Genomic DNA, 22263 nt, shown 5'->3' on the forward strand with positions numbered 1-22263 from the left:
CCGTGGTGGATGAACAGAGCGTCATCCACCCTACCGGGCTGGGCCAGGTTCTCAGAGCCGAACAACGCAGCGCCCAGGCGGGTGGGGCAGGCATCTAGGCCCCAGCCCCAATGGCTATCCACGGATCATGTGTAGGGTGGATGGCGCTTTACCCATCCACCCGCTGCGGCCTTGTGGTGGATGAAAAGAGCGTCATCCACCCTACCGGGTTGCGTTTATTCCTGATGCTATGCCGCGCCTGATCCAGGCTGCGGTTGCGCCCCAGTTGGCCCGCCGCCTCGCAGGCGGTCATCTGCTGACGGGCGCGATGGGCTTATCTCGGCGCCTGCTAGCCCCAGAAGGGCAGCATATGGCCGGGCGTCTGCAGATGCGAGAGCAGCAGAAATACCGACACCAATAGCGCATTGATCGACCAAGCTACCGTCAGGAAGCGGGCCATTTCGCCGTAGATGGGTTCGCGTACGTTGCCGGCATTGCGCCATACGGCATTCAGTATCCAGGCTGTGTAACAGAGAAAGCCGAGCAGTAGCAGGGCCAGCGAAGCGCTGCTGATTTGCTGGAAGAGCAGCAGGATGGCGCCGAAAAACAGATGGCTGAGCAATACACCCTGAATCCAGAACACCTGCCATAGCGGAGCGGTGCCGGGGGTATCGAGTCGAGTGAGTAGCTTATGGATATGCATGCGATTTACTCCATAAAAGCGTTTCAACTTGAATATAGACAATAGCCATGGTTATCCCTGGCCAATGACTCGACCCGCCGAAGCGGGCCGAGTCTAGCCAATACTCTTTTTTCGATACTCAACTAGTCGATTGGACACCTCCTTGCGCGAGTTGCGCGGCCGTTTCCTGGGTGGATGAGAAGAAACCGATAACCACCTGCCAGGTCATGGCCAGGGCGCCGACGATAAACACCACATCGCCGAAGGTGCGCACCCAGCGCAGGGTCTGCAGCAGGTCCTGCTGCATAAAGGCCTCGCTACGGGCGTACCACAGGCCCTCGCTGACGCTGGCATGGAACTGGATGATGCCGATGGGCAGCAGACTGGTGGCGATCATCAGCACCAGGCCGGCGTTGAGCCACCAGAAGGCGGTTTTCATCAGCCCTTCATTGAAGTGGAACTGCGGGCGGATATAGCGCAGCACCAGCAGGGTGAAGCCCAGTGCGAGGAAGCCGTACACCCCGAACAGCGCAGCGTGGGCGTGGACCGGCGTGGTATTGAGGCCCTGCACGTAGTACAGCGAGATCGGCGGATTGATCATGAAGCCGAACACCCCGGCGCCGAGCATGTTCCAGAAGGCCACGGCAACGAAGCACATCAGTGGCCACTTGACCCGCTCCATCCAGGCCGCGCGGCTCTTCAGCCGCCAGTTCTCCCAGGCCTCGTAGCCGAGCACGATCAGCGGCACCACTTCCAGGGCGCTGAAGGTCGCACCTACCGCCATCACCGGCGTGGTGGTGCCGGAGAAGTACAGGTGGTGGAAGGTGCCGGGCACCCCGCCGAGCATGAATAGCGAGGCCGAGGCCAGGCTGGCGGTGGTGGCCATGCGTTTGGACACCAGGCCCATGCTGGAGAAGATAAAGGCCAGCGCGGTGGTGGCGAACACTTCGAAGAAGCCTTCCACCCACAGGTGCACCACCCACCAGCGCCAGTACTCCATCACCGACAGATGGGTGCGCTCGCCGTAGGCGAAGCCGGCGCCGTAGAACAGGCCGATGGCAATCACCGAGGCCGACAGCAGGGCCAGCAGGTTCTTGTCACCGGGCTGACGGAAGGCCGGCAGGATGCCGCGCAGCATCAGCAGCAGCCAGAAGGCCACGCCGGTGAACTTGCCGATCTGCCACAGGCGACCCAGGTCGACGTACTCGTAGCCCTGGTGACCGAGCCAGAAGTTCCACTCGGCCGGCATGATCTGGGCGATGGCCAGGTAGTTGCCGACGAAGGAGCCCAGCACCACGACCACCAGCGCCCAGAACAGCAGATCCACGCCGAGCTTCTGGAACTTTGGATCCTTGCCGCCATTGATGATGGGGGCGAGGAACAGGCCCGCAGCGAGGAAGCCCGTGGCGATCCAGAACAGCGCGCTCTGGATATGCCAGGTGCGCAGCAGCGAGTAGGGGAACCACTGCGACAGCGGGAAGCCATAGAAATCCTGACCCTCCACCGTGTAGTGGGCGGTGGCGCCTCCGATCATGACCTGGAAGGCGAACAGCCCGACCACCAGCAGCAGGTACTTGCCCAGCGCCTTCTGCGAGGGCGTCAGGCCGACCAGGCTGAGCGGGTCGTGGGCCGGTGCGGCCGGTTCGTCCTCCTCGTGATCGCGCAGGAAGGCCCAGGCCCAGACCAGGAAACCGATACCGGCGATCAGCAGGATCACGCTGACGATGGACCAGATCAGGTTCTCCGCAGTGGGCACGTTGTCGATCAGCGGCTCGTGGGGCCAGTTGTTGGTGTAGGTGGCGTCGTGCCCCGGGCGCTCGGTGGCGGCGACCCAGGCCGTCCAGAAGAAGAACTGGGTCATCTGCTCGCGCCGGGCGGCGTCGGGCAGGGTGTTCTCCTTCATGGCGAAGCTCTTGCGGCTGCCTTGCAGGGCCGGGTCATTGCCGAACAGGGCGTCATAGTAGGCCGCGGTCTGTTCGAAGGCTTGCAGGCGGCGCTCGCTGAGCACCAGCACCTCACCCTGCACCTGGTTGCCACGGTATTCGCGCTTGAGCTGCTGGCGCAGCAGGGCCTGGTGGTCTTCGTCCACCTCGGCATAGGGCAGGCCGTAGTTTTGCTGTGCGGCCAGGTCGAGCCAGGCGCTCAGTTCGCGGTGCAGCCAGTCGGCGCTCCAGTCCGGCGCCTGGTAGGCGCCGTGGCCCCAGATCGAGCCGAGCTGCATGCCGCCCACGCTCTGCCAGGCGGTCTGGCCATCGAGGATGTCCTCGCCGGTGAACAGCAGTTGGCCGTCGGCGCTCTGCACCTGTTGCGGGATCGGCGGCGCCTGGCGATACACCTCGCGGCCAAACCAGCCGAGCACGCAGAAGGTCAGGCCGAGCACGGCGATCAATAACCACCAGAGTTTGCGGTACTCACCCATTTTGCATCTCCTCACCCAGGGCCCGCGGGAACAGCAGGTTGTTTTCCAGGTGGATGTGCTGCATCAGGTCACGGCGCAGCTCGTCCAGGCCGCGGTACAGGGCGCGCCAGGTGTTGCAGGCGTTGGCCGGCGGCTGCATGTCGTTGGTCAGGAGGATGACTTTCTCCAGGGCATCGCCATGCTGGTCGTGCTCGAAGCGCATCACCGAGATGGGGCCGCCCAGCATCGGGTTCTGCCCCTGGCGGATCATGGGGAAGAGAATCTGCTCTTCCTTCTGCATATGGTTTTCCAGTTCCTGCAGCATGCCCAGCAGCAGGTCGGTCAGGCCGCGCGGGCAGTTTTCACGGGCGCCATGCACCTGTTCGACCCGGGCTGCCAGGCGGATCAATTCCGGCAGCTGCTGCCGATGCACGTCGTGATACCGTTCCAGCAGGTGTTCGATCAGCTGGTCGTCGGAGGCGCTGCGCCAGTCCTGTTCAGGGTGTTCATCGGGGTTGAGCGACAGCAGCTGTTCTTCTACCTGCTGGGCATCGAGGCCGCGCTCAAGCGAGGCCTGGCGCAGGGTCTTCTGACCGCCGCAGCAGAAATCCAGGTGGAAGGTATGAAACACCCGGGTGGCGCCGGGAATTCGGCTGGCCAGGTTGCCAAGGGTGTGGTCGAGCAATTGAGCAGTCATTACGTCATCCTTTTCAGGCTAGGGACTGATTGCTCTATCGCAACTCCCGTGCCGCTTTCAGAAGTGACGAAAATCAAGGGTTTGCGCTGCTTTCGGGTTTAATCTACCCGAGCAAAACAAGGTTATAGGTACCCTAAATGGTAGATTTCACCCCGTTGCAGGATGGCCTGCTGGCAGACTTGACCTGCGAATTGCCCCCCGCTGTGCGCCAGCAGCGGCTGGTCGTCAGCTTGCGTGAGGAATTCGCCTGCAGCGCCGTGGTGTTGCTGCGTCTGGATGGCGCCAGCTTGCGTCCGCAAGCCGCGGTTGGCCTGGCCCATGAAGTGCTCGGGCGCAGCTTTGCCATTGGCAGCCACCCGCGCCTGGCCCAGATCCTGGCCCAGCGCGAGCCACTGCAGTTTGCCGCCGACAGCGAGCTGCCCGATCCCTATGACGGTCTGCTTGAGGACAGCCCCGACGAGCCGCTGCCGGTGCACGACTGCATGGGCATGAGCCTCTATCTGGATGGCAGCCTGTGGGGCGCGGTGACCTTCGATGCCCTGCAGCCCGGGCAATTCGATGCCCAGGCCCGCTTGCGTCTGCAGCGTTACGCCTGGGTGATCGAGGCCGGCTTGCGGGTCAGTCGGCTGGAGGGGGAGGTGCGCAGCTTGCGTCTGGCCCGGCGCGAACTGGTGGAGGATGGCGACGAAGCCAGCGCCATGATCCTCGGCAGCAGCCCGGTGCTGCGTGAACTGCTCGACGAACTGGGGGTGGTGGCGGACTCCGATCTGCCGGTGTTGCTGCAGGGGGAAACCGGGGTGGGCAAGGAGCTGTTTGCCCGCTGGCTGCACGCCCACTCGCCGCGTTCACGCAAGCCGCTGGTCTACGTCAACTGCGCGGCGCTGCCGGAGACCCTGGCCGAGAGCGAGCTGTTTGGCCATGTGAAGGGGGCGTTTTCCGGTGCCGCGCAGGATCGCCCCGGGCGCTTCGAGGCGGCCAATGGCGGCACCCTGTTTCTCGACGAGATCGGCGAGTTGCCGCTGTCGATCCAGGCCAAGCTGCTGCGCGCCTTGCAGAACGGCGAGATCCAGCGCCTGGGCGCCGACCGCCCGCGGCATGTGGATGTACGGGTGATCGCCGCCACCAACCGGCGCCTGCGTGACGAAGTGCGCGAGGGGCGTTTTCGCGCCGACCTCTATCACCGCCTGTCGGTCTACCCGGTGCATATCCCGCCGCTGCGCGAGCGGGGGCGTGACGTGCTGGTGCTGGCCGGGCACTTTCTCGAACTCAACCGTGCCCGCCTGGGCCTGCGCTGCCTGCGCCTGTCGGCCGATGCCGAGCGCGCCCTGCTGGCCTACGCCTGGCCCGGCAACGTGCGCGAGCTGGAGCATGTGATCAGCCGCGCCGCGCTCAAGGTACTCAGCCAGGCCGAGTCGCGCACCGCGCTGCTCAGCATCGAGGCGCCCTGGCTGGGCCTGGACGGGCCGGCCCAGGCCCCGGTCAATCTGCCTGCGGCGGCGCTGCCTTTGGCGCCGAACGAGAGTCTGCAACAGGCCATGGAGCGCTATCAGCGGGAGCTGATCGAGGCGGCCCTGGCTCAGCACAAGGGCAAGTGGGCTGCGGCGGCGCGGGCCCTGGCGATTGATCCGAGCAACCTGCGCAAGCTGGCGCGACGGCTTAATCTGATCTAGATCCAGGCGTCCGGCAGGGCCAGGCCTTGGGGTATACCTACCCAGAGGTATGGCGTGCCTGGGCTAAATCGCTGACCCTGAAGCGTGCAGGAGGCTGCCGATGCGCCAATCAGCCGAGCCGTCCTGTTTCGCCAGCCTTCCACCTGGGTGGCCGATACCTGTCTGTAGGGGAGCAGCCATGCACCAGCCGATGAGTTTCAACCGCGCCCTGGTCGAAAAGTACGACCGCCCCGGGCCACGCTACACCTCTTATCCGACCGCGCCGCAGTTTCATGCGGCCTTTGCCCTGGATGATTACCTGGCCGCCGCCCGGCAGAGCAATGCTGCGCCAACGCCCAAGCCGCTGTCGCTGTATATCCATATCCCGTTCTGCAAAAGCCTTTGCTACTACTGTGCCTGCAACAAGATCATCACCCAGAAGACCCACCGTGCCGTCGAATACCTGGAGTACCTGAAGCGGGAAATCGCCATGCAGGGCGCCCTGTTCGCCCCTTCGCGGCGGCTGACCCAGTTGCACCTCGGTGGCGGCACGCCCACTTACCTGAGCCATGCCCAGCTGGCGGAGCTGATGGCCGCGTTGCATGGGGCCTTCAACCTGGATGACAGCGATGCCCACGAGTTTTCCATCGAGGTCGATCCGCGCACGGTCAGCCCCGAGCAGATCCATCAGCTGCGTGGGCTGGGCTTCAATCGCCTCAGCTTTGGCGTGCAGGATTTCGATGCCGCCGTGCAGGCGGCGGTCAACCGCCTGCAGAGCGAGGCGCAGGTGCGCGAGCTAGTGGCGGCGGCCCGGGCTGCCGCGTTCAAGTCGGTCAGCGTCGATCTGATCTACGGCTTGCCGCTGCAGACCCGCAGCAGCTTTGCCGTGACCCTGGACAAGGTGATCGACCTGCGCCCGGATCGCATCGCCGCCTACAGTTACGCCCATTTGCCGGAGCGGGTACGCGCCCAGCGTCTGATCCGCCGCGAAGACATGCCGCCGCCCGAGCGCAAGATGGAACTGCTGGAGCTGACCATCGAGCGGCTGACGGCGGCCGGCTATGTGTATATCGGCATGGATCACTTCGCCCTGCCGGATGACGAGCTGAGCCTGGCCCGCGAGCAGGGCACCTTGCAGCGCAATTTCCAGGGCTACTCCACCCATGCCGACTGCGACCTGATTGGCCTGGGGGTGTCATCCATCGGCAAGGTGGGCGACAGCTACAGCCAGAGCGTCAAGGAGCTTTCGCAGTATTACGCCCGTCTCGATGCCGGGCTGTTGCCCGTGCAGCGCGGCTATCAGTTGAATGACGATGATCGCCTGCGCCGTGATGTGATCACCGCCCTGATGTGCCATGGCCGGGTCGACTATGCGCAGATCGAAGCGCAGCACGGTATCGACTTTCAGGAGTATTTCGCGGCCGCCCTGGCGCAGTTGCAAAGCCATGTCGAGGATGGTCTGGTGCGGCTGGCTGACGACAGCCTGACCCTGCTGCCCCAGGGGCAGCTGATGATGCGCAGCGTGGCCATGGCCTTCGATGCCTACCTGAGCGAGCAGGGCGCCGAGCGTTTTTCCCGCACGGTGTAGTCGCGGCGGCCTGGGGCCTTACTCCACCAGGCTCAGCTCCGGCTTGTCGGGCTTGCGCGGCGGGAAGCGGTCGCTGGCGATCAGGCCGCTGACCTCATGGAACAGGCGATCCGCCTCGTCGCTGGAGAAATCCTCGCCGTAGCGTTTCTTCAAACCGTATTGACTGAGCACCAGGTGCAGGTCGGCCTTGACCCCGTGCTGGTCCAGGCAGCCGCGCACGCATTGCAGGCGGCAGCCGTCGATGGCCAGGATGGCGCGGCCGCTGTTGGCCTTGTTGACCAGGGAGGCGACCCGTCCGCCGACCCCGGCGATGCAGGACATCTCGGCCAGGCCGGCTCGGTCCAGGCGTACCGCCAGGGTGTTGGCCAGCTGCGCCACGTTGGAGCAGCCGGAGCAGGAATAGACCAGGGGCAGTTCGGGGTTGCGCATGGGGCTTACCTCTCAGTCGCAGTAGGTGGCCAGGCTGGCGCCATCCAGCACCTGGATATTGCGCCGCTCCATGGCGATCAGGCCCTTGTCGATCAGGCGATGCAGGATGCGCGAGAAGGTTTCCGGCTGGATGCCCAGCTGCGAGGCGATCAGGCGCTTGGGCACGTTGAGCTGGATCGGTCCGTGGCATTCGGCCTGCTGCTGGCACAGATAGCGGGCCACACGACGGCTGGCGTTGGCCAGGGTCAGGGTGTCGATCTCGTTGAGACGCTGGTGCAGGCGGATGCTGAAGGCGGCCAGCAGGTCCAGACAGATCTTCGGCTGCTCTTCCAGCAGCTGCCGGTAGTGGGCGCCATCGATGCTGATCAGCTGGCTGTCGCGCAGGGCCACGGCGGTAACCGGGTACTTGTCGATGCCGCTGAACAGCAGGGCCTCGGCAAAGCTCTGGCCGGCGCTGATCACCTCCACCAGCTTCTCCTGGCCCTCGGGCAGCAGGCGCATCAGCTTGATCTGGCCCTGCAGCAGCAGATAGAAACGCTCGGCCTTGTCGCCCTGGTGAAACAGGCAGGCCGCGCTGTCCAGGCGGCGCACGATGGCCAGGCTGCATACCTCCTGAAAGGCCGCGTCGGGCAATCTGCCGAACAGATGATGTTGGCGCATGGCGGCCAGGGTGCTGGCATCGGTGAGCATGGGGCACCTCCTTGAGTCTCATCCTAGGCCGGGCAGGGCGCTGCGCCCATTCCTCCGAGGCGCTACCGCCAAAGAGGTAGCGGGGCGGCTGCAAGCCTCGCATTAGAGCGCCTGGGGCTGTTCAGGAGGGTTTTGACCGGCTGACCTGACTTGATCAACGACAAGGTTTTGCGCTCTGCGGCGTGCTTATCTGCAGCCCAGGCAGCCAAACGCGAGGTGTCAGCATGGCCATCGAAATCGGGCAATTGCTCAGCAACAACAGGTTCTGGTCGGAAACCCTGCGTGGCCGTGATCCGGATTTCTTCGCCCGTCTGGCCCGTCAGCAGCGCCCGGAGTTTCTCTGGATCGGCTGTTCCGATAGCCGGGTGCCGGCCAATGAAGTGGTGGGGCTGATGCCGGGGGAGCTGTTCGTGCACCGCAATGTGGCCAATATGGTGGTGGCCACCGATATGAATTTTCTCTCGGTGCTGCAGTTTGCCGTGGATGTGCTCAAGGTGCGGCAGATCATCGTCTGCGGCCACTATGGCTGCGGCGGCGTGCGGGCGGCCCTGGGGCATGAAGAACTGGGCTTGATCGACAACTGGCTGCGGGCGCTCAAGGCGCTGTATCACCAGCACCGCGAGCAGTTCGTCGGGCTGGAGGCCGACGCGCGGGTGGACTTGCTGTGCGAGTTGAATGTGCAGCGCCAGGTGCGCAATGTGTGCCACACCACCATCGTGCAGAACGCCTGGAATCGCGGTCAGCCCCTGGCCGTGCATGGCTGGATCTATGGCCTGAGCGATGGCCTGCTCAAAGACCTGGGGGTGACCATCGAATCCGCCGATGCCCTGGACGACAGCTTTCTCTACCAGCCCTGAACCGCGGGCCTAGCGCAGGTGCTCCAGCGCCCAGACCGCGGCCTCGACCCGTGAGCGCAGGCCAAGTTTGTGCAGCAGGTTCTTCACATGAACCTTCACCGTGCCCTCGGTAATGCCCAGCTTGTTGCCGATCACCTTGTTGCTGCTGCCGGCGGCGATCATTTTCAGCACCTGGCGTTCACGGTCGGTGAGGTCCAGCTGGCTGGCGCTGGGCGGATTGCGCAGGGCCTGGGCCAGCACCCGGGTCAGGGCCGGGCTGATCACCAGGGCGCCCTGCAGGGCCAGGCGAATCTGCTGGATAAGGATTTCCGGCTCCATATCCTTGAGCAGGTAACCGTCGGCGCCCAGGCGCATGGCGTCGCGCACATCGTCTTCATCATCGGAAACGGTAAACAGCAGCACCTTGCCGGGAAAGTTCTGTTCACGCAGGCGCTTGAGGGTCTGCACGCCATTGAGCTCGGGCATGTTGTTGTCCAGCAGGATCAGCTCCGGGCGCAGTTCGCGCACCATCTCCAGGGCTTCGATACCGTTGTTGGCCTCGCCTATCACCTGCAGATCGTTCTCCAGCTCCAGCAGCTGGCGTAGGCCGCGACGCATCATGGGATGGTCGTCGACCAGCAGCAGGGTATGGGCTGCGGTGGTGTTCATGCGGGCTCCTTGTCTTCACGTAGGTCGAGAAACTCCGGGCGAAAGCGCAGGTTCAGGTGCGTGCCGCCGCCTTCTCTGGGGCTGATGGTGAGGCTACCGCCCAGGCTGCGGGCGCGCTCCTGCATGATGCTCAGGCCATGGTGCTGGCGGCTGTCGAAGCCTTCACGGATGCCGCAGCCATCGTCTTCCACGCAGAGTTCCACCTCTTCGCCCACCTGCTGCAAGCGCAGCCAGGCATGCTCGGCCTGGGCGTGGCGGGCGCAGTTGGAGAGCGCCTCGCGGGCGATCTGCAACAGGTGGATCTGTTCGGTGGCCGACAGCTGGAAGGCCAGGGCCGGGCTGTGCAGGTGCACATGGAAGCTGCCGCGTTCGGCGAACTCCCGGGCCGTATCCTGCAGCGCCTGGTGCAGGCCGCCATCGTGAATCTGCAGGCGGAAGGTGGTGAGCAGCTCACGCAGTTGGCGATAGGCATTGTTCAGGCCCTCGCGCAGTTCCTCGCTGACACTCTCCAGCTGTTCGGCGGATTCGCCACGGCGGATCAGGGTTTGCAGGCGGCTGACCTGCAGCTTCATGTAGGACAGCGCCTGGGCCAGGGAGTCGTGCAGCTCGCGGGCGATGGTAGTGCGCTCGTCCAGCAGCAGCAGGCGGTTGTCGCGCTCGCGCTGGCGTTCCAGCGACAGCGAGGTGCCGATCAGGTTGGCCAGCGCCTGGATCAGTTCCTGCTCCCAGTCCAGCGGGCTGTGCCCGTCCAGGTAATTGGCCCGCAGTTCGCCGAGATTGTGCCCCTGGTTGCTGATGGGAAAGCTCAGGCGGTTGGCTTGCAGGTTGCGCTCGCAGCTGTGGCAGTCATGTCGCGAGCAGATTTCCCGCGAGGCATTGCCATGGATGGCAATCAGCTGCTCCGGCGACTCGCTGGCCGCGCCACTCAGGCACAGGGTCAGGCGCAGGCCTGGCAGGCGCTGCTGGAAACGTTCGATCAGCTCGTCCAGCTGATCGGCGTTGGCCGGGTTGCTGGCGATCTGCCGGCTGCCCTGGTACAGCAGCTCCAGGGCCGCATTGGTCTGCGCCAGGCTCTGGGTCTTGTGCGCCACCCGGGATTCGAGGGTGCGGTGCGACTCCTCGATGGCATCGGCCATGGCGTTGAAGCTTTCTGCCATCTGCCCCAGCTCATCGGCCGAGCGGAATTCGATGCGCGCATCCAGATCGCCGGCGCGAAAGCGCTCGGTGGTGCTGACCAGCTCCTGCAGCGGGTTGATCACGCTGTTCTGCAGCTCAAACATGCCCACCAGCAGAATGATCACGGTGATCAGCAGGGCGCCGCCCTGGATGCTCTGCTGCAGGCCCTGGCGCTTTTCGCTCTGCTGCTGCAGGCGCAGCACAAAGAACTCCAGCTGGGCGACAAAGCCCTCGCTGCCGCGCTGGAAGGCCGCCTTGTCGCCGCGCTCCAGGGCCGGGCGCAGCTCCTCCAGCCAGAGCTGCTGCAGGCCGTTGTAGGTGATGCGCAAGGGATCCCGCTGTTTGCCGAGCAGGTGGGTGAGGGCGGGGCTGTGCAGGCGTCGCTCCAGATCCGCCTGCAGTTCGGCGATCTGTTCGGCGGGGGCGTTGGCTTCCAGCTGCCAGTTCAGCTTGTAGGTGGCCATGCGCAGGGAGCCGGCGGTATTGATGGCGGCGGCGTCGTCCTCGCTGATCCAGGCCAGCAGGCCGGCACTGATGGCGCTGGACAGGGCCAGGACCGCGATGAGGATCACCGCCAGCCCGGCCCGGGCCGGTAATGAGCTCTTCAGCCAGCTGAGCATGGGCGGCTACCCCCAAAGAGTTCGGTGGCTGTGGCGCTCATCCGGATACCTCCACCTTGTATGTATAAGTTGCTGAAAAGCATGGGCTTTCATATCGATTTTGGAACTACCTCTTTGGGGGTAGAGGGTGGTTCCTGGCCCCGCAAACGGCTCCTGGGACGTTGATGTGGGTCAATTTTTTTTGCCATTGGGCGCCTAGGCTGCAGCCATGACAACAGTAACGGGAGTCTGTCATGGCAGGCCACAAAGTACAGCAAGGGCTGGTGCTGGGCATGAGTACCTTCGCCTTCACCATGTGTTTTATGGTGTGGATGATGTTCGCCGTGCTCGGGGTACCGATCAAGGAACTGCTTGACCTCAACGAAACCCAGTTCGGCCTGCTGGCCGCCACGCCGGTACTGACCGGCTCCCTGGTGCGTCTGCCGCTGGGCATGCTCACCGACCGCTTTGGCGGGCGCATCGTGTTCTTCCTGCTGATGCTGTTCTGCGTGCTGCCGATCTACCTGATCAGCTACGCCACGGCCTACTGGCAGTTCCTCGTACTGGGGCTGTTTGTCGGTCTGGCCGGCGGCTCCTTCTCGGTGGGTATCGCCTACGTCGCCAAGTGGTTCGACAAGAGCAACCAGGGCACGGCCATGGGCATTTTCGGTGCGGGCAATGCCGGCGCCGCCGTCACCAAGTTTGTCGCCCCGGCCATCATTGCCGCCGCCAGCTGGCAGATGGTGCCCAAGGTCTACTCGGCGATTCTGTTTATCACCGCCTTGCTGTTCTGGTTCTTCACCTACGAGAACAAGGCGCACCGTGTGCCCAGCAGCCTGAGCCTCGGCCAGCAGCTGCGCACCCTTAAAGACCCCCGGGTATGGCGCTACTGCCAGTACTACTCGATCGTCTTCGGCGGTTATGTGGCGCTGGCCCTGTGGATGACCAAGTACTACGTCCAGGAGTATGAGCTGAGCCTGCAGAGCGCCGCGTTGCTGGCCGCCTGCTTCTCCCTGCCGGGCGGACTGCTGCGCGCCATCGGCGGCTGGATGTCGGACAAGTGGGGCGCCCACAGCGTGACCTGGTGGGTGATGTGGGTCAGCTGGATCTGCCTGTTCCTGCTGTCCTATCCGCCCACCGATCTGACCGTGCATACCGTGGAGGGGCCGCGCACCTTCCATATCGGCCTGAACGTCTGGGTGTTCACCCTGCTGATGTTCGTGATCGGCATCGCCTGGGCGTTCGGCAAGGCCTCGGTGTTCAAGTACATCTCCGATGAGTTCCCCAGCAACATGGGCGCGGTGTCCGGCATCGTCGGCCTGGCCGGCGGCCTGGGCGGCTTCGTCCTGCCCATCCTGTTCGGTGCCCTGGTGGATCTCACCGGGGTGCGTTCCTCCGCCTTCATGCTGCTGTACGGCGTGGTCTGGGTCTCCCTGATCTGGATGTACCTCAGCGAAGTTCGCAAAACCCCCGTCATGGGCCAGGGCTCCTCGGGGCCTACCGGCTCCGCGTCCTGACCCTGCAAGGAGACAGACCATGTCCGCAAGCAAGCATGCCCCGGCCGCCGCGTTGCCCCCCACCGGGCCGGTGATTCAAGACTGGCGTCCGGAAGACGCGCACTTCTGGGGCTCGATCGGCAAGAGTATTGCCACCCGCAACCTGTGGATCTCGATTCCCGCGCTGTTTCTCGCCTTCGCCGTATGGATGGTGTGGAGCACGGTGATCGTGCGCCTGAACGCCATCGGCTTCAGCTTCAGCACCGATCAGCTGTTCTGGCTGGCGGCGCTGCCCGGCTTGTCCGGCGCCACCTTCCGCATTTTCTACTCCTTTATGGTGCCGGTGTTCGGCGGGCGGCGCTGGACCGCCCTGAGCACCGCCTCGTTGCTGATCCCGGCGTTGTGGATGGGCTTTGCCGTGCAGGACCCGCACACGCCCTACAGCGTGTTCGTGATCATCGCCCTGCTGTGCGGCTTCGGTGGCGGCAACTTCGCATCGAGCATGTCCAATATCAGCTTCTTCTACCCCAAGTCGCAGCAGGGCACCGCCCTGGGCCTGAATGCCGGGCTGGGTAACCTGGGCGTGTCGGCCATGCAGTTTCTGGTGCCGCTGGTGATCGGCTTCGGCCTGTTCGGCGCCGTGGGTGGCAAACCCCAGGAACTGGCCGATGGCAGCCAGCTGTGGCTGCAGAACGCCGGCTTTGTCTGGGTTCCGCTGATTGCCGCGGTAACCCTGGCGGCCTGGTTTGGCATGAACGACCTGGCGTCGGCACGGGCCTCGTTTTCCGAGCAGGCGGTGATCTTCAAGCGCAAGCACAACTGGCTGATGTGCTGGCTGTACCTGGCCACCTTCGGTTCCTTCATCGGCTTCGCCGCCGCCTTCCCGCTGCTGATCAAGCAGTCCTTCCCCGCGGTCAATCCGCTGCAGTTCGCCTTCCTCGGGCCGCTGGTCGGTGCCCTGGTGCGTCCGCTGGGCGGCTGGATCTCGGACAAGCTGGGCGGCGCGCGGGTGACCCTGTGGAACTTCGTGCTGATGATCGCGGCGGTGTTCGGGGTGATCGCCTTTCTGCCCCAGGCCGGCCAGGAAGGCAACTTCTACGGCTTTCTGGCCATGTTCATGCTGCTGTTCGTCACCACCGGCATCGGCAACGGCTCCACCTTCCGCATGATCCCGGTGATTTTCCGCACCCTGCACGAGCGTTGGAGTGCCGGCAAGAAAGCCGCAGAGCGTGAAGAAGCACTGAAGAGCGCGGGCAAGGAGTCGGCCGCGGTGCTCGGCTTCAGCTCGGCCATCGGAGCCTTTGGCGCCTTCTTTATCCCCAAGACCTTTGGTAGCTCCATCGCCCTGACCGGAGGCCCGGAAATGGCCCTGTACCTGTTCGTTGGTTACTACCTGAGCTGCATGTTCGTGACCTGGTGGTGGTACTCGCGCAAGGGTGCCGAGACGCCCTGCTAACTACCCACAGCCCAAGCAATGACGAGCGTGGGGCCGCCCGCGTTCAGCCTGAGAGGAAAACAGAAATGAGCCATTTACTCGACCAGCTGCGCTTCTTCAATAGAAAGCAGGGTGAGTTCGCCGACGGTCATGGCGAGACCCGCCAGGAGTCCCGCGACTGGGAGAACGTCTACCGTTCGCGCTGGCAGTACGACAAGATCGTGCGTTCCACCCACGGGGTGAACTGCACCGGGTCGTGCTCCTGGAAGATCTACGTGAAGAACGGCCTGATCACCTGGGAAACCCAGCAGACCGACTACCCGCGTACCCGCAACGACCTGCCCAACCACGAGCCGCGCGGCTGCCCCCGTGGCGCCAGCTACAGCTGGTATATCTACAGCGCCAACCGTCTGAAGTACCCCAAGGTGCGCAAGCCGCTGCTCAAGCTCTGGCGCGAGGCGCGGGCGACCCTGGCGCCGGTGCAGGCCTGGGCCAGCATTGTCGAGAGCCCGGCCAAGGCCGAGGCGTACAAGAGCAAGCGCGGCATGGGCGGCTTTATCCGCTCCAGCTGGGACGAAGTGACCGAGATCATCGCCGCGGCCAACGTCTACACCGTCAAGCAGCACGGCCCGGACCGGGTGGTCGGCTTCTCGCCGATTCCGGCCATGTCCATGGTCAGCTACGCGGCCGGTAGCCGTTACCTGTCGCTGATCGGCGGGGTGTGCCTGTCCTTCTATGACTGGTACTGCGACCTGCCGCCGGCCTCGCCCATGGTCTGGGGCGAGCAGACCGACGTGCCGGAATCGGCCGACTGGTACAACTCCAACTACATCATCGCCTGGGGCTCCAACGTGCCGCAGACGCGCACCCCGGACGCCCACTTCTTTACCGAGGTGCGCTACAAGGGCACCAAGACCGTGGCCATCACCCCGGACTATTCCGAGGTGGCCAAGCTCACCGACCTCTGGCTCAACCCCAAGCAGGGCACCGACGCGGCGCTGGCCCAGGCCTTCGCCCACGTGATCTTCAAGGAATTCCACCTGGAGAAGCCCAGCGCCTACTTCACCGACTACGCCAAGCGCTACACCGACCTGCCGGTGCTGGTGCTGCTCAACGAGAAGGACGGCAGCCACCGCGCCGAGCGCTTCCTGCGCGCCTCGGATCTGGCCGATAACCTGGGCCAGGACAACAACCCCGAGTGGAAGACCATCGCCATGGATGCCAGCGGCGAGCTGGTATCGCCCCAGGGCTCCATCGGCTACCGCTGGGGTGAGAAGGGCAAGTGGAACATCGAACCGCGCGAAGGTCGCGAGGGCCGCGAGGTGGATCTCAAGCTCAGCCAGATCGACAGCGGCGAAACGGCCGAAGTCGCCTTCCCCTATTTCGGCGGACAGTTCCATGAACACTTCGCCCATGCCGAAGGTGAGGAAATCCAGCTGCGCCGGGTGCCGGTCAGCACCGTGATCCTGGCCGATGGCAGCCAGGCCAAGGTGGCCAGCGTGTTCGACCTGATGGCCGCCAACCTCGGCATCGACCGTGGCCTGGGCGGCGCCAACGTGGCCAGCAGCTACGACGACGCCAGCGTGCCCGGCACCCCGGCCTGGCAGGAAGTCATCACCGGTGTGTCCCGCGAGAAGGCGATCCAGATCGCCCGCGAGTTCGCCGACAACGCCGACAAGACCCATGGCCGCAGCATGATCATCGTCGGCGCGGCGATGAACCACTGGTACCACATGGACATGAACTACCGCGGCCTGATCAACATGCTGATGTTGTGTGGCTGCGTGGGCCAGACCGGTGGTGGCTGGGCCCACTATGTGGGCCAGGAGAAACTGCGCCCGCAGTGCGGCTGGCTGCCCCTGGCCTTCGGCCTGGACTGGAGCCGCCCGCCACGGCAGATGAACGGCACCAGCTTCTTCTACGGCCACTCATCGCAGTGGCGCCACGAGAAGATGAGCATCCACGAGGTGCTCTCGCCGCTGGCCGACAAGAGCCAGTTCCCCGAGCATATGCTCGACTACAACATCCGCGCCGAACGCGCCGGCTGGCTGCCCAGCGCGCCGCAGCTGAACCGCAACCCGCTGCAGATCACCCGCGACGCCCAGGCCGCCGGCATGTCGCCAGTGGATTACGTGACCCAGTCCCTGCAGGACGGCAGCCTGCGCTTTGCCTGCGAGCAGCCGGACAACCCGGCCAACTTCCCGCGAAATATGTTTATCTGGCGCTCCAACCTGCTGGGCAGCTCGGGCAAGGGCCACGAGTACATGCTGAAGTACCTGCTGGGCACCAAGAATGGGGTGATGAACGAGGACCTGGGCAAGCGCGGCGGCTTCAAGCCGACCGAGGCCGAGTGGCAGGACGAAGGCGCCATCGGCAAACTCGACCTGGTCACCACCCTGGACTTCCGCATGTCCAGTACCTGCGTGTATTCCGACATCGTCCTGCCGACCGCCACCTGGTACGAAAAGGACGACATGAACACCTCGGACATGCACCCCTTTATCCACCCGCTGTCCGCCGCCATCGACCCGGCCTGGGAAGCCAAGAGCGACTGGGAAATCTACAAGCTGATCGCCAAGAAGTTCTCGGCCATGGCCGAGGGGCATCTGGGCGTGGAGCAGGATCTGGTCACCGTACCGCTGCTGCATGACAGCCCCGGCGAGCTGGCCCAGCCCTTCGGCGGCACCGACTGGAAAAGCGCAGGCGTGGCCCCGCAGCCGGGTAAGAACTGCCCGAACATGACCGTGGTGGAGCGCGATTACCCCAGCACCTACAAGAAGTTCACCTCCTTGGGCCCACTGCTGGAAAAACTCGGCAACGGCGGCAAGGGCATCAACTGGAACACCGACGAGGAGGTCAAGTTCCTCGGCGAGCTCAACTACAAGGTGCGCGAGGAAGGCGTCAGTCAAGGGCGGCCGCAGATCGAATCGGCCATCGACGCCGCCGAGGTGATTCTGTCCCTGGCCCCGGAAACCAACGGCCATGTGGCGGTCAAGGCCTGGGCCGCGCTGTCGGAATTCACCGGCCGCGACCACAGCCACCTGGCCCTGCCCAAGGAGCACGAGGCGATCCGCTTCCGCGATATCCAGGCGCAGCCGCGCAAGATCATCTCCAGCCCCACCTGGTCGGGCCTGGAAGACGAGCACGTGAGCTACAACGCCGGCTACACCAACGTCCACGAGTACATCCCGTGGCGCACCATCACCGGCCGCCAGCAGTTCTATCAGGATCACCCCTGGATGCAGGCCTTTGGCGAACAGATGATGAGCTACCGGCCACCGATCAACACCCGCACCGTGGATTACGTGAAGGGCAAGAAGCCCAACGGCAACACCGAGATCGTCCTCAACTGGATCACTCCGCACCAGAAGTGGGGCATCCACAGCACCTACTCGGACAACCTGATCATGCTCACCCTGAGCCGTGGCGGGCCGATCGTGTGGATGAGCGAGATCGACGCGAAAAAGGCCGGCATCGAGGACAACGACTGGATCGAGTGCTTCAACGCCAACGGCGCCCTGACCGCCCGTGCGGTGGTCAGCCAGCGGGTCAAGGAGGGCATGGTGATGATGTACCACGCCCAGGAACGCATCGTGAACGTGCCCGGCAGCGAAACCACCAAGACCCGTGGCGGCCACCACAACTCGGTGACCCGCGTGGTGCTCAAACCCACCCACATGATCGGCGGCTACGCCCAGCAGTCCTACGGCTTCAACTACTACGGCACCGTGGGCTGCAACCGCGACGAGTTCGTCGTGGTGCGCAAGATGAGCAAGGTCGACTGGCTGGATGGCACGGATGTCGGTGGCCTGGGCGGCGACGCCCTGCCGCAACCTTTGCCGACCAAGATTGATTGAGGAGTGATGCCATGAAAATTCGTTCACAAGTGGCGATGGTCCTGAACCTGGACAAGTGCATCGGCTGTCACACCTGCTCGATCACCTGCAAGAACGTCTGGACCAGCCGCGAAGGCATGGAATACGCCTGGTTCAACAACGTCGAGACCAAGCCTGGGATCGGTTACCCCAAGGAGTGGGAAAACCAGGACAAGTGGAAGGGCGGCTGGGTGCGCAACAAGGACGGCTCGATCAACCCGCGCATCGGCGGCAAGTTCCGCGTGCTGGCGAATATCTTCGCCAACCCGGACATGCCTTCGATCGACGACTACTACGAGCCGTTCGACTTCGACTACCAGAACCTGCACACCGCGCCCCTGGCCGATCACCAGCCGGTGGCCCGGCCACGCTCGCTGATCAGCGGCAAGCGCATGGAGAAGATCGAGTGGGGGCCCAACTGGGAAGAGATCCTCGGCACCGAGTTCGCCAAGCGGCGCAAGGACAAGAACTTCGATGCCGTGCAGGCCGATATCTACGGCCAGTACGAAAACACCTTCATGATGTACCTGCCGCGCCTGTGCGAGCACTGCCTCAACCCCACCTGCGCGGCCTCCTGCCCGAGCGGGGCGATCTACAAGCGCGAGGAAGACGGCATCGTCCTGATCGATCAGGAGAAGTGCCGCGGCTGGCGCATGTGCATCAGCGGCTGCCCGTACAAGAAGATCTACTTCAACTGGAAGAGCGGCAAATCCGAGAAGTGCATCTTCTGCTACCCGCGTATCGAAGCCGGCATGCCCACCGTGTGCTCGGAAACCTGCGTGGGCCGCATCCGCTACCTGGGTGTGCTGCTGTACGACGCCGACCGTATCCATGAGGTGGCCAGCACCCCCAACGAGCAGGACTTGTACCTTAAGCAGCTGGAGCTGTTCCTCGACCCCAGCGACCCGGCCGTGATCAAGCAGGCCCTGGCCGATGGCGTACCCATGTCGGTGATCGAGTCGGCGCAGAAATCCCCGGTGTACAAGCTGGCGGTGGACTGGAAGCTGGCCCTGCCGCTGCACCCGGAATACCGCACCCTGCCGATGGTCTGGTACGTGCCGCCCCTGTCGCCGATTCAGAACGCCGCGCAAGCCGGCAGCATCAGCATGGACGGCGTGCTGCCGGACGTGGACAGCCTGCGCATCCCCCTGCGTTACCTGGCCAACCTGCTCACCGCCGGCGACGTCAAGCCGGTCAAGCTGGCCTTGAAGCGCCTGCTGGCCATGCGCGCCTACAAGCGCGCCGAGCAGGTTGACGGGGTGCGCGACCTCAAGGTGCTGGAGGATGTCGGCCTGTCGGTGGCCCAGGTGGAAGACATGTACCGCTACCTGGCCATTGCCAACTATGAAGACCGCTTCGTGATCCCCACGGCGCACCGTGAGGAGGCCATGAGTGATGCCTTCGCCGAGCGCTCCGGTTGCGGCTTCAGCTTCGGCAGCGGCTGCAGCGGCAGCTCCGACACCAATATGTTCGGCGCGAAGAAGGCCAACCGCCGCGACGTGCTGAAAACCGTACAGCTGTGGGAGGAGTGAGCATGCAAATCCTCAAGGTGATTTCCCTGTTGCTGGATTATCCGACCGAGGCGCTGCAAGGCGCCCGTGAGGAACTGTTGAATGCCATCGGCCGCGCCCGCGAGATCAGCCCCGAGCAGCGCACTGCGCTGATCGCGTTGCTCGACGAGCTGGCCGGCGGTGACGTGATGGATGTGCAGGAACGCTACAGCGAGCTGTTCGACAAGGGCCGCTCCCTGTCGCTGCTGCTGTTCGAGCATGTGCATGGCGAGTCCCGCGACCGTGGCCAGGCCATGGTCGATCTGATGGCGCAGTACGAGGAAGCCGGCTTCGCCATCGGTGTGCGCGAACTGCCCGATTACATCCCGTTGTACCTGGAGTACCTGGCCAGCCGCGAGGACATCGAGGCCCGTGAAGGCCTGGCCGATGTATCCCATCTGCTGGCGCTGCTGGCGGCTCGCTTGGTCGAGCGTGAAAGCCCCTACGCCGCCTGCTTCCAGGCCCTGCTGCAGATCGCCGGGCAGCAGCCGGCGGTGGCCGTGGCCGAGGTGCGCGAACAGGTCGCCGCCGAGGTGCGCGACGACTCCCTCGAAGCCCTGGACAAGATCTGGGAAGAGGAGGCGGTGGACTTCCTCCAGGCCGAGCAGCAGGACCGCTGCCCCAGCCAGACCAGCCTGCCCGGCAAGGCCCGGGAAGAAGTACCAGTGCCGCTGCACTGGGTGGATTTCAATCACGAGGGCGCGGCCGCGGCGCCGGCCCAGGAGGTGCGTCATGTCTAGCAGCAATCTCTGGCTGTTCGGGATCTATCCCTATATCGCCCTGGCCATCTGCTTTATCGGCAGCTGGGCGCGTTTCGACCTGTCGCAGTACAGCTGGAAGGCCGGCTCCAGCCAGGTGTTCAACCGCACCCCGGCCGAGCAGCGTTATATGCGCATCGCCAGCAACCTGTTCCATGTCGGCGTGCTGTTTATCCTGGCCGGTCACTTTGTCGGCCTGCTTCTCCCCGAGGCCATCTACCACCATGTGATCAGCACCGCCAACAAGCAGCTGCTGGCCATGGTTTCCGGCGGCTTCTTCGGCGTGCTGTGCCTGATCGGCCTGCTGATGCTGCTCAAGCGTCGCCTGACCGACCCACGGGTGCGGGCCAGCTCCAGCACCTCGGACGTGCTGATCCTGGTGGTGCTGCTGGTGCAGTTGCTGCTGGGCCTGGCCACCATCTTCGCCTCGGCCGGGCATATGGACGGCTCGGTGATGGTGATGCTGGCCAACTGGGCGCAAGCCGTGGTCACCCTGCAACCCATAGTCGCCGCCGCCAGCATCGAGCCGGTCAGCCTGGTCTACAAGCTCCACGTGTTCCTCGGCCTGACCCTGTTCGTGCTGTTCCCCTTTACCCGCCTGGTGCACATCGTCAGCGCCCCGGTGTGGTATCTGGGCCGGCGTTACCAGATCGTCCGGCAGAAGGGTTAACAGGATCAAAAAGTAGGGTGGACATGCCGCAGGCTTGTCCACCATTGGCAGGGCAGGGCAACTGAACCCGCCCCGCCAAACAACTATATGTGGAGGTGTGTGATGGGTTGTGGATGTGGTGGAAGTGGCGGCGGTGAAGGCGGCTGCGCCGGCGGTGCCAGCCAGGTCGTGGAACCGATCCCGGCCGGGGTACAGACCTTTGAGCTGCCCCGGGAAGTGGATCACGACGAGGAACCGGCAGCAGAGGAGGCCGCGCCCAGCCTGGAACTGATTGCCAGCAGCGAGCAGGAGTGGCCTCGGATCAAGGTCAATGGCGTGGGCATCGCCCCCGAAGCCATCGCCCAGGAACTGCAGTACCACCCGGCCAGCACCCGCCAGGAGGCGATCTTCCTCGCCAGCCAGGCCCTGGTGCTGCGCGAGTTGCTCAAGCAGCGCGCCAATGCCCTGGGCTTGGTGGTGCAGCCGGCAGCGGGGGAGAGCGAAGAGGAGGCGGCCACCCGCACCCTGCTGGAGCAGGAAGTGCCCCTGCCGCACGCCGATCAGGCGGCTTGCCTGAAGTATTTCGAGAATAACCGCAGCCGGTTCTCCAGCGCCCCGCTGGTCGCGGCGCGGCATATCCTGCTGGCCTGCCCGGCGGATGACGCCGAAGAGCGCAGCCTGATGTGCGAGCAGGCCGAGGCCCTGCTGGAGCAACTCAAGACCGATGGCCTGCGCTTTGCAGAACTGGCCCTGGCCCATTCCGCCTGCCCGTCGAAAAACCAGGGCGGCAGCCTGGGGCAGATCAGCCAGGGCCAGACCGTGCCCGAATTCGAGCGGCAATTGCTGCGCCTGCCCCTGGGCCTGGCCGACCACCCCCTGGAAAGCCGCTACGGCTTCCATCTGGTCTGGGTCGACCAGCGCATCGAGGGTGAGCCGCTGCCCTTCGAACTGGTGGAGGGCAGCATCCGCGCCGAGCTGGACCAGCGCGTCTGGCAGGTGGCGGTCGGTCAATACCTGAAGAACCTGGTGGGCATGGCGGATATCCGGGGCATCGTCCTGGACGGTGCCGACAGCCCACTGATGCAGTAGCCCGGACGGGCTGGAACCC

General features: G+C 64.5%; 17 protein-coding genes. 10 read left to right on the plus strand and 7 right to left on the minus strand.

Annotation, left to right across the window (positions count from 1 at the left end; translation table 11 throughout):
• Window positions 1-328: 328 nt before the first annotated feature.
• From GJV18_RS06755 to ytfE, 3 genes are all read right to left on the minus strand, one after another.
• Window positions 329-682 carry a hypothetical protein gene (locus GJV18_RS06755; RefSeq protein WP_160343936.1) on the minus strand — a complete coding sequence of 118 codons (354 nt, stop codon included), beginning with the start codon at window positions 680-682 and terminating at the stop codon, window positions 329-331.
• 118 nt (window positions 683-800) lie between these two features.
• Entirely contained in the window at window positions 801-3080 is a 2280-nt protein-coding gene (locus GJV18_RS06760; protein ID WP_160343937.1) for a nitric-oxide reductase large subunit, read from the minus strand.
• Window positions 3073-3756: an iron-sulfur cluster repair protein YtfE gene (gene ytfE / locus GJV18_RS06765; protein ID WP_160343938.1), complete on the minus strand. Its 684-nt coding sequence runs from the start codon at window positions 3754-3756 to the stop codon at window positions 3073-3075. Before ytfE ends, GJV18_RS06760 begins: the two co-directional genes overlap by 8 nt.
• A 137-nt stretch (window positions 3757-3893) precedes the next feature.
• Here ytfE and norR point away from each other — a divergent pair, with 137 nt between their 5' ends.
• Complete coding sequence (gene norR, locus GJV18_RS06770) at window positions 3894-5426, plus strand: nitric oxide reductase transcriptional regulator NorR (protein WP_160343939.1); 1533 nt, start codon at window positions 3894-3896, stop codon at window positions 5424-5426.
• 178 nt (window positions 5427-5604) lie between these two features.
• The gene (hemN, locus tag GJV18_RS06775; RefSeq protein WP_160343940.1) at window positions 5605-6993 is read left to right on the plus strand and encodes an oxygen-independent coproporphyrinogen III oxidase; all 1389 of its coding nucleotides are present in this window, start codon (window positions 5605-5607) and stop codon (window positions 6991-6993) included.
• A gap of 18 nt (window positions 6994-7011) precedes the next feature.
• Here the strand turns inward: hemN and GJV18_RS06780 are convergent, their stop codons facing one another.
• Both GJV18_RS06780 and GJV18_RS06785 read right to left on the minus strand, forming a co-directional pair.
• The gene (locus tag GJV18_RS06780; RefSeq protein ID WP_160343941.1) at window positions 7012-7422 is read right to left on the minus strand and encodes a putative zinc-binding protein; all 411 of its coding nucleotides are present in this window, start codon (window positions 7420-7422) and stop codon (window positions 7012-7014) included.
• Window positions 7423-7434: 12 nt separating this feature from the next.
• On the minus strand, window positions 7435-8112 hold the full coding sequence (locus GJV18_RS06785; protein WP_160343942.1) for a Crp/Fnr family transcriptional regulator: 678 nt from the start codon (window positions 8110-8112) through the stop codon (window positions 7435-7437).
• Window positions 8113-8336: 224 nt separating this feature from the next.
• Here GJV18_RS06785 and can point away from each other — a divergent pair, with 224 nt between their 5' ends.
• Entirely contained in the window at window positions 8337-8969 is a 633-nt protein-coding gene (can, locus tag GJV18_RS06790; RefSeq protein ID WP_160343943.1) for a carbonate dehydratase, read from the plus strand.
• A 9-nt stretch (window positions 8970-8978) separates the two neighbouring features.
• On the opposite strand, the gene narL is transcribed toward can, so the two are convergent.
• Window positions 8979-9617 carry a two-component system response regulator NarL gene (gene narL / locus GJV18_RS06795; RefSeq protein ID WP_160343944.1) on the minus strand — a complete coding sequence of 213 codons (639 nt, stop codon included), beginning with the start codon at window positions 9615-9617 and terminating at the stop codon, window positions 8979-8981.
• The gene (locus tag GJV18_RS06800; RefSeq protein ID WP_160343945.1) at window positions 9614-11413 is read right to left on the minus strand and encodes a HAMP domain-containing protein; all 1800 of its coding nucleotides are present in this window, start codon (window positions 11411-11413) and stop codon (window positions 9614-9616) included. Before GJV18_RS06800 ends, narL begins: the two co-directional genes overlap by 4 nt.
• A 233-nt stretch (window positions 11414-11646) precedes the next feature.
• Between GJV18_RS06800 and GJV18_RS06805 the strand changes: the two genes are divergently transcribed.
• The 7 genes from GJV18_RS06805 (at window position 11647) to GJV18_RS06835 (ending at window position 22244) form a co-directional block, all read left to right on the plus strand.
• On the plus strand, window positions 11647-12909 hold the full coding sequence (locus GJV18_RS06805) for an MFS transporter (RefSeq protein ID WP_160343946.1): 1263 nt from the start codon (window positions 11647-11649) through the stop codon (window positions 12907-12909).
• Window positions 12910-12928: 19 nt separating this feature from the next.
• Window positions 12929-14344, plus strand: coding sequence for a NarK family nitrate/nitrite MFS transporter (locus GJV18_RS06810; protein WP_160343947.1), 1416 nt, complete (start codon window positions 12929-12931; stop codon window positions 14342-14344).
• Between the two features lie 65 nt (window positions 14345-14409).
• On the plus strand, window positions 14410-18180 hold the full coding sequence (locus GJV18_RS06815) for a nitrate reductase subunit alpha (RefSeq protein ID WP_160343948.1): 3771 nt from the start codon (window positions 14410-14412) through the stop codon (window positions 18178-18180).
• An 11-nt stretch (window positions 18181-18191) separates the two neighbouring features.
• Window positions 18192-19730: a nitrate reductase subunit beta gene (gene narH / locus GJV18_RS06820; RefSeq protein ID WP_160343949.1), complete on the plus strand. Its 1539-nt coding sequence runs from the start codon at window positions 18192-18194 to the stop codon at window positions 19728-19730.
• 2 nt (window positions 19731-19732) lie between these two features.
• Window positions 19733-20488, plus strand: a complete 756-nt coding sequence (narJ, locus tag GJV18_RS06825) for a nitrate reductase molybdenum cofactor assembly chaperone (protein WP_160343950.1) — start codon at window positions 19733-19735, stop codon at window positions 20486-20488.
• Window positions 20481-21176, plus strand: a complete 696-nt coding sequence (gene narI / locus GJV18_RS06830) for a respiratory nitrate reductase subunit gamma (RefSeq protein WP_160343951.1) — start codon at window positions 20481-20483, stop codon at window positions 21174-21176. Before narJ ends, narI begins: the two co-directional genes overlap by 8 nt.
• Window positions 21177-21278: 102 nt before the next feature.
• A complete protein-coding gene (locus GJV18_RS06835) occupies window positions 21279-22244 on the plus strand; it encodes a peptidylprolyl isomerase (RefSeq protein WP_160343952.1) in 966 nt (321 codons plus the stop codon).
• The last annotated feature ends 19 nt before the right edge of the window (window positions 22245-22263 follow it).

The sequence above is a fragment of the Pseudomonas xionganensis genome (assembly GCF_009763245.1).
GTDB classification, from domain to species: Bacteria; Pseudomonadota; Gammaproteobacteria; order Pseudomonadales; family Pseudomonadaceae; genus Aquipseudomonas; species Aquipseudomonas xionganensis.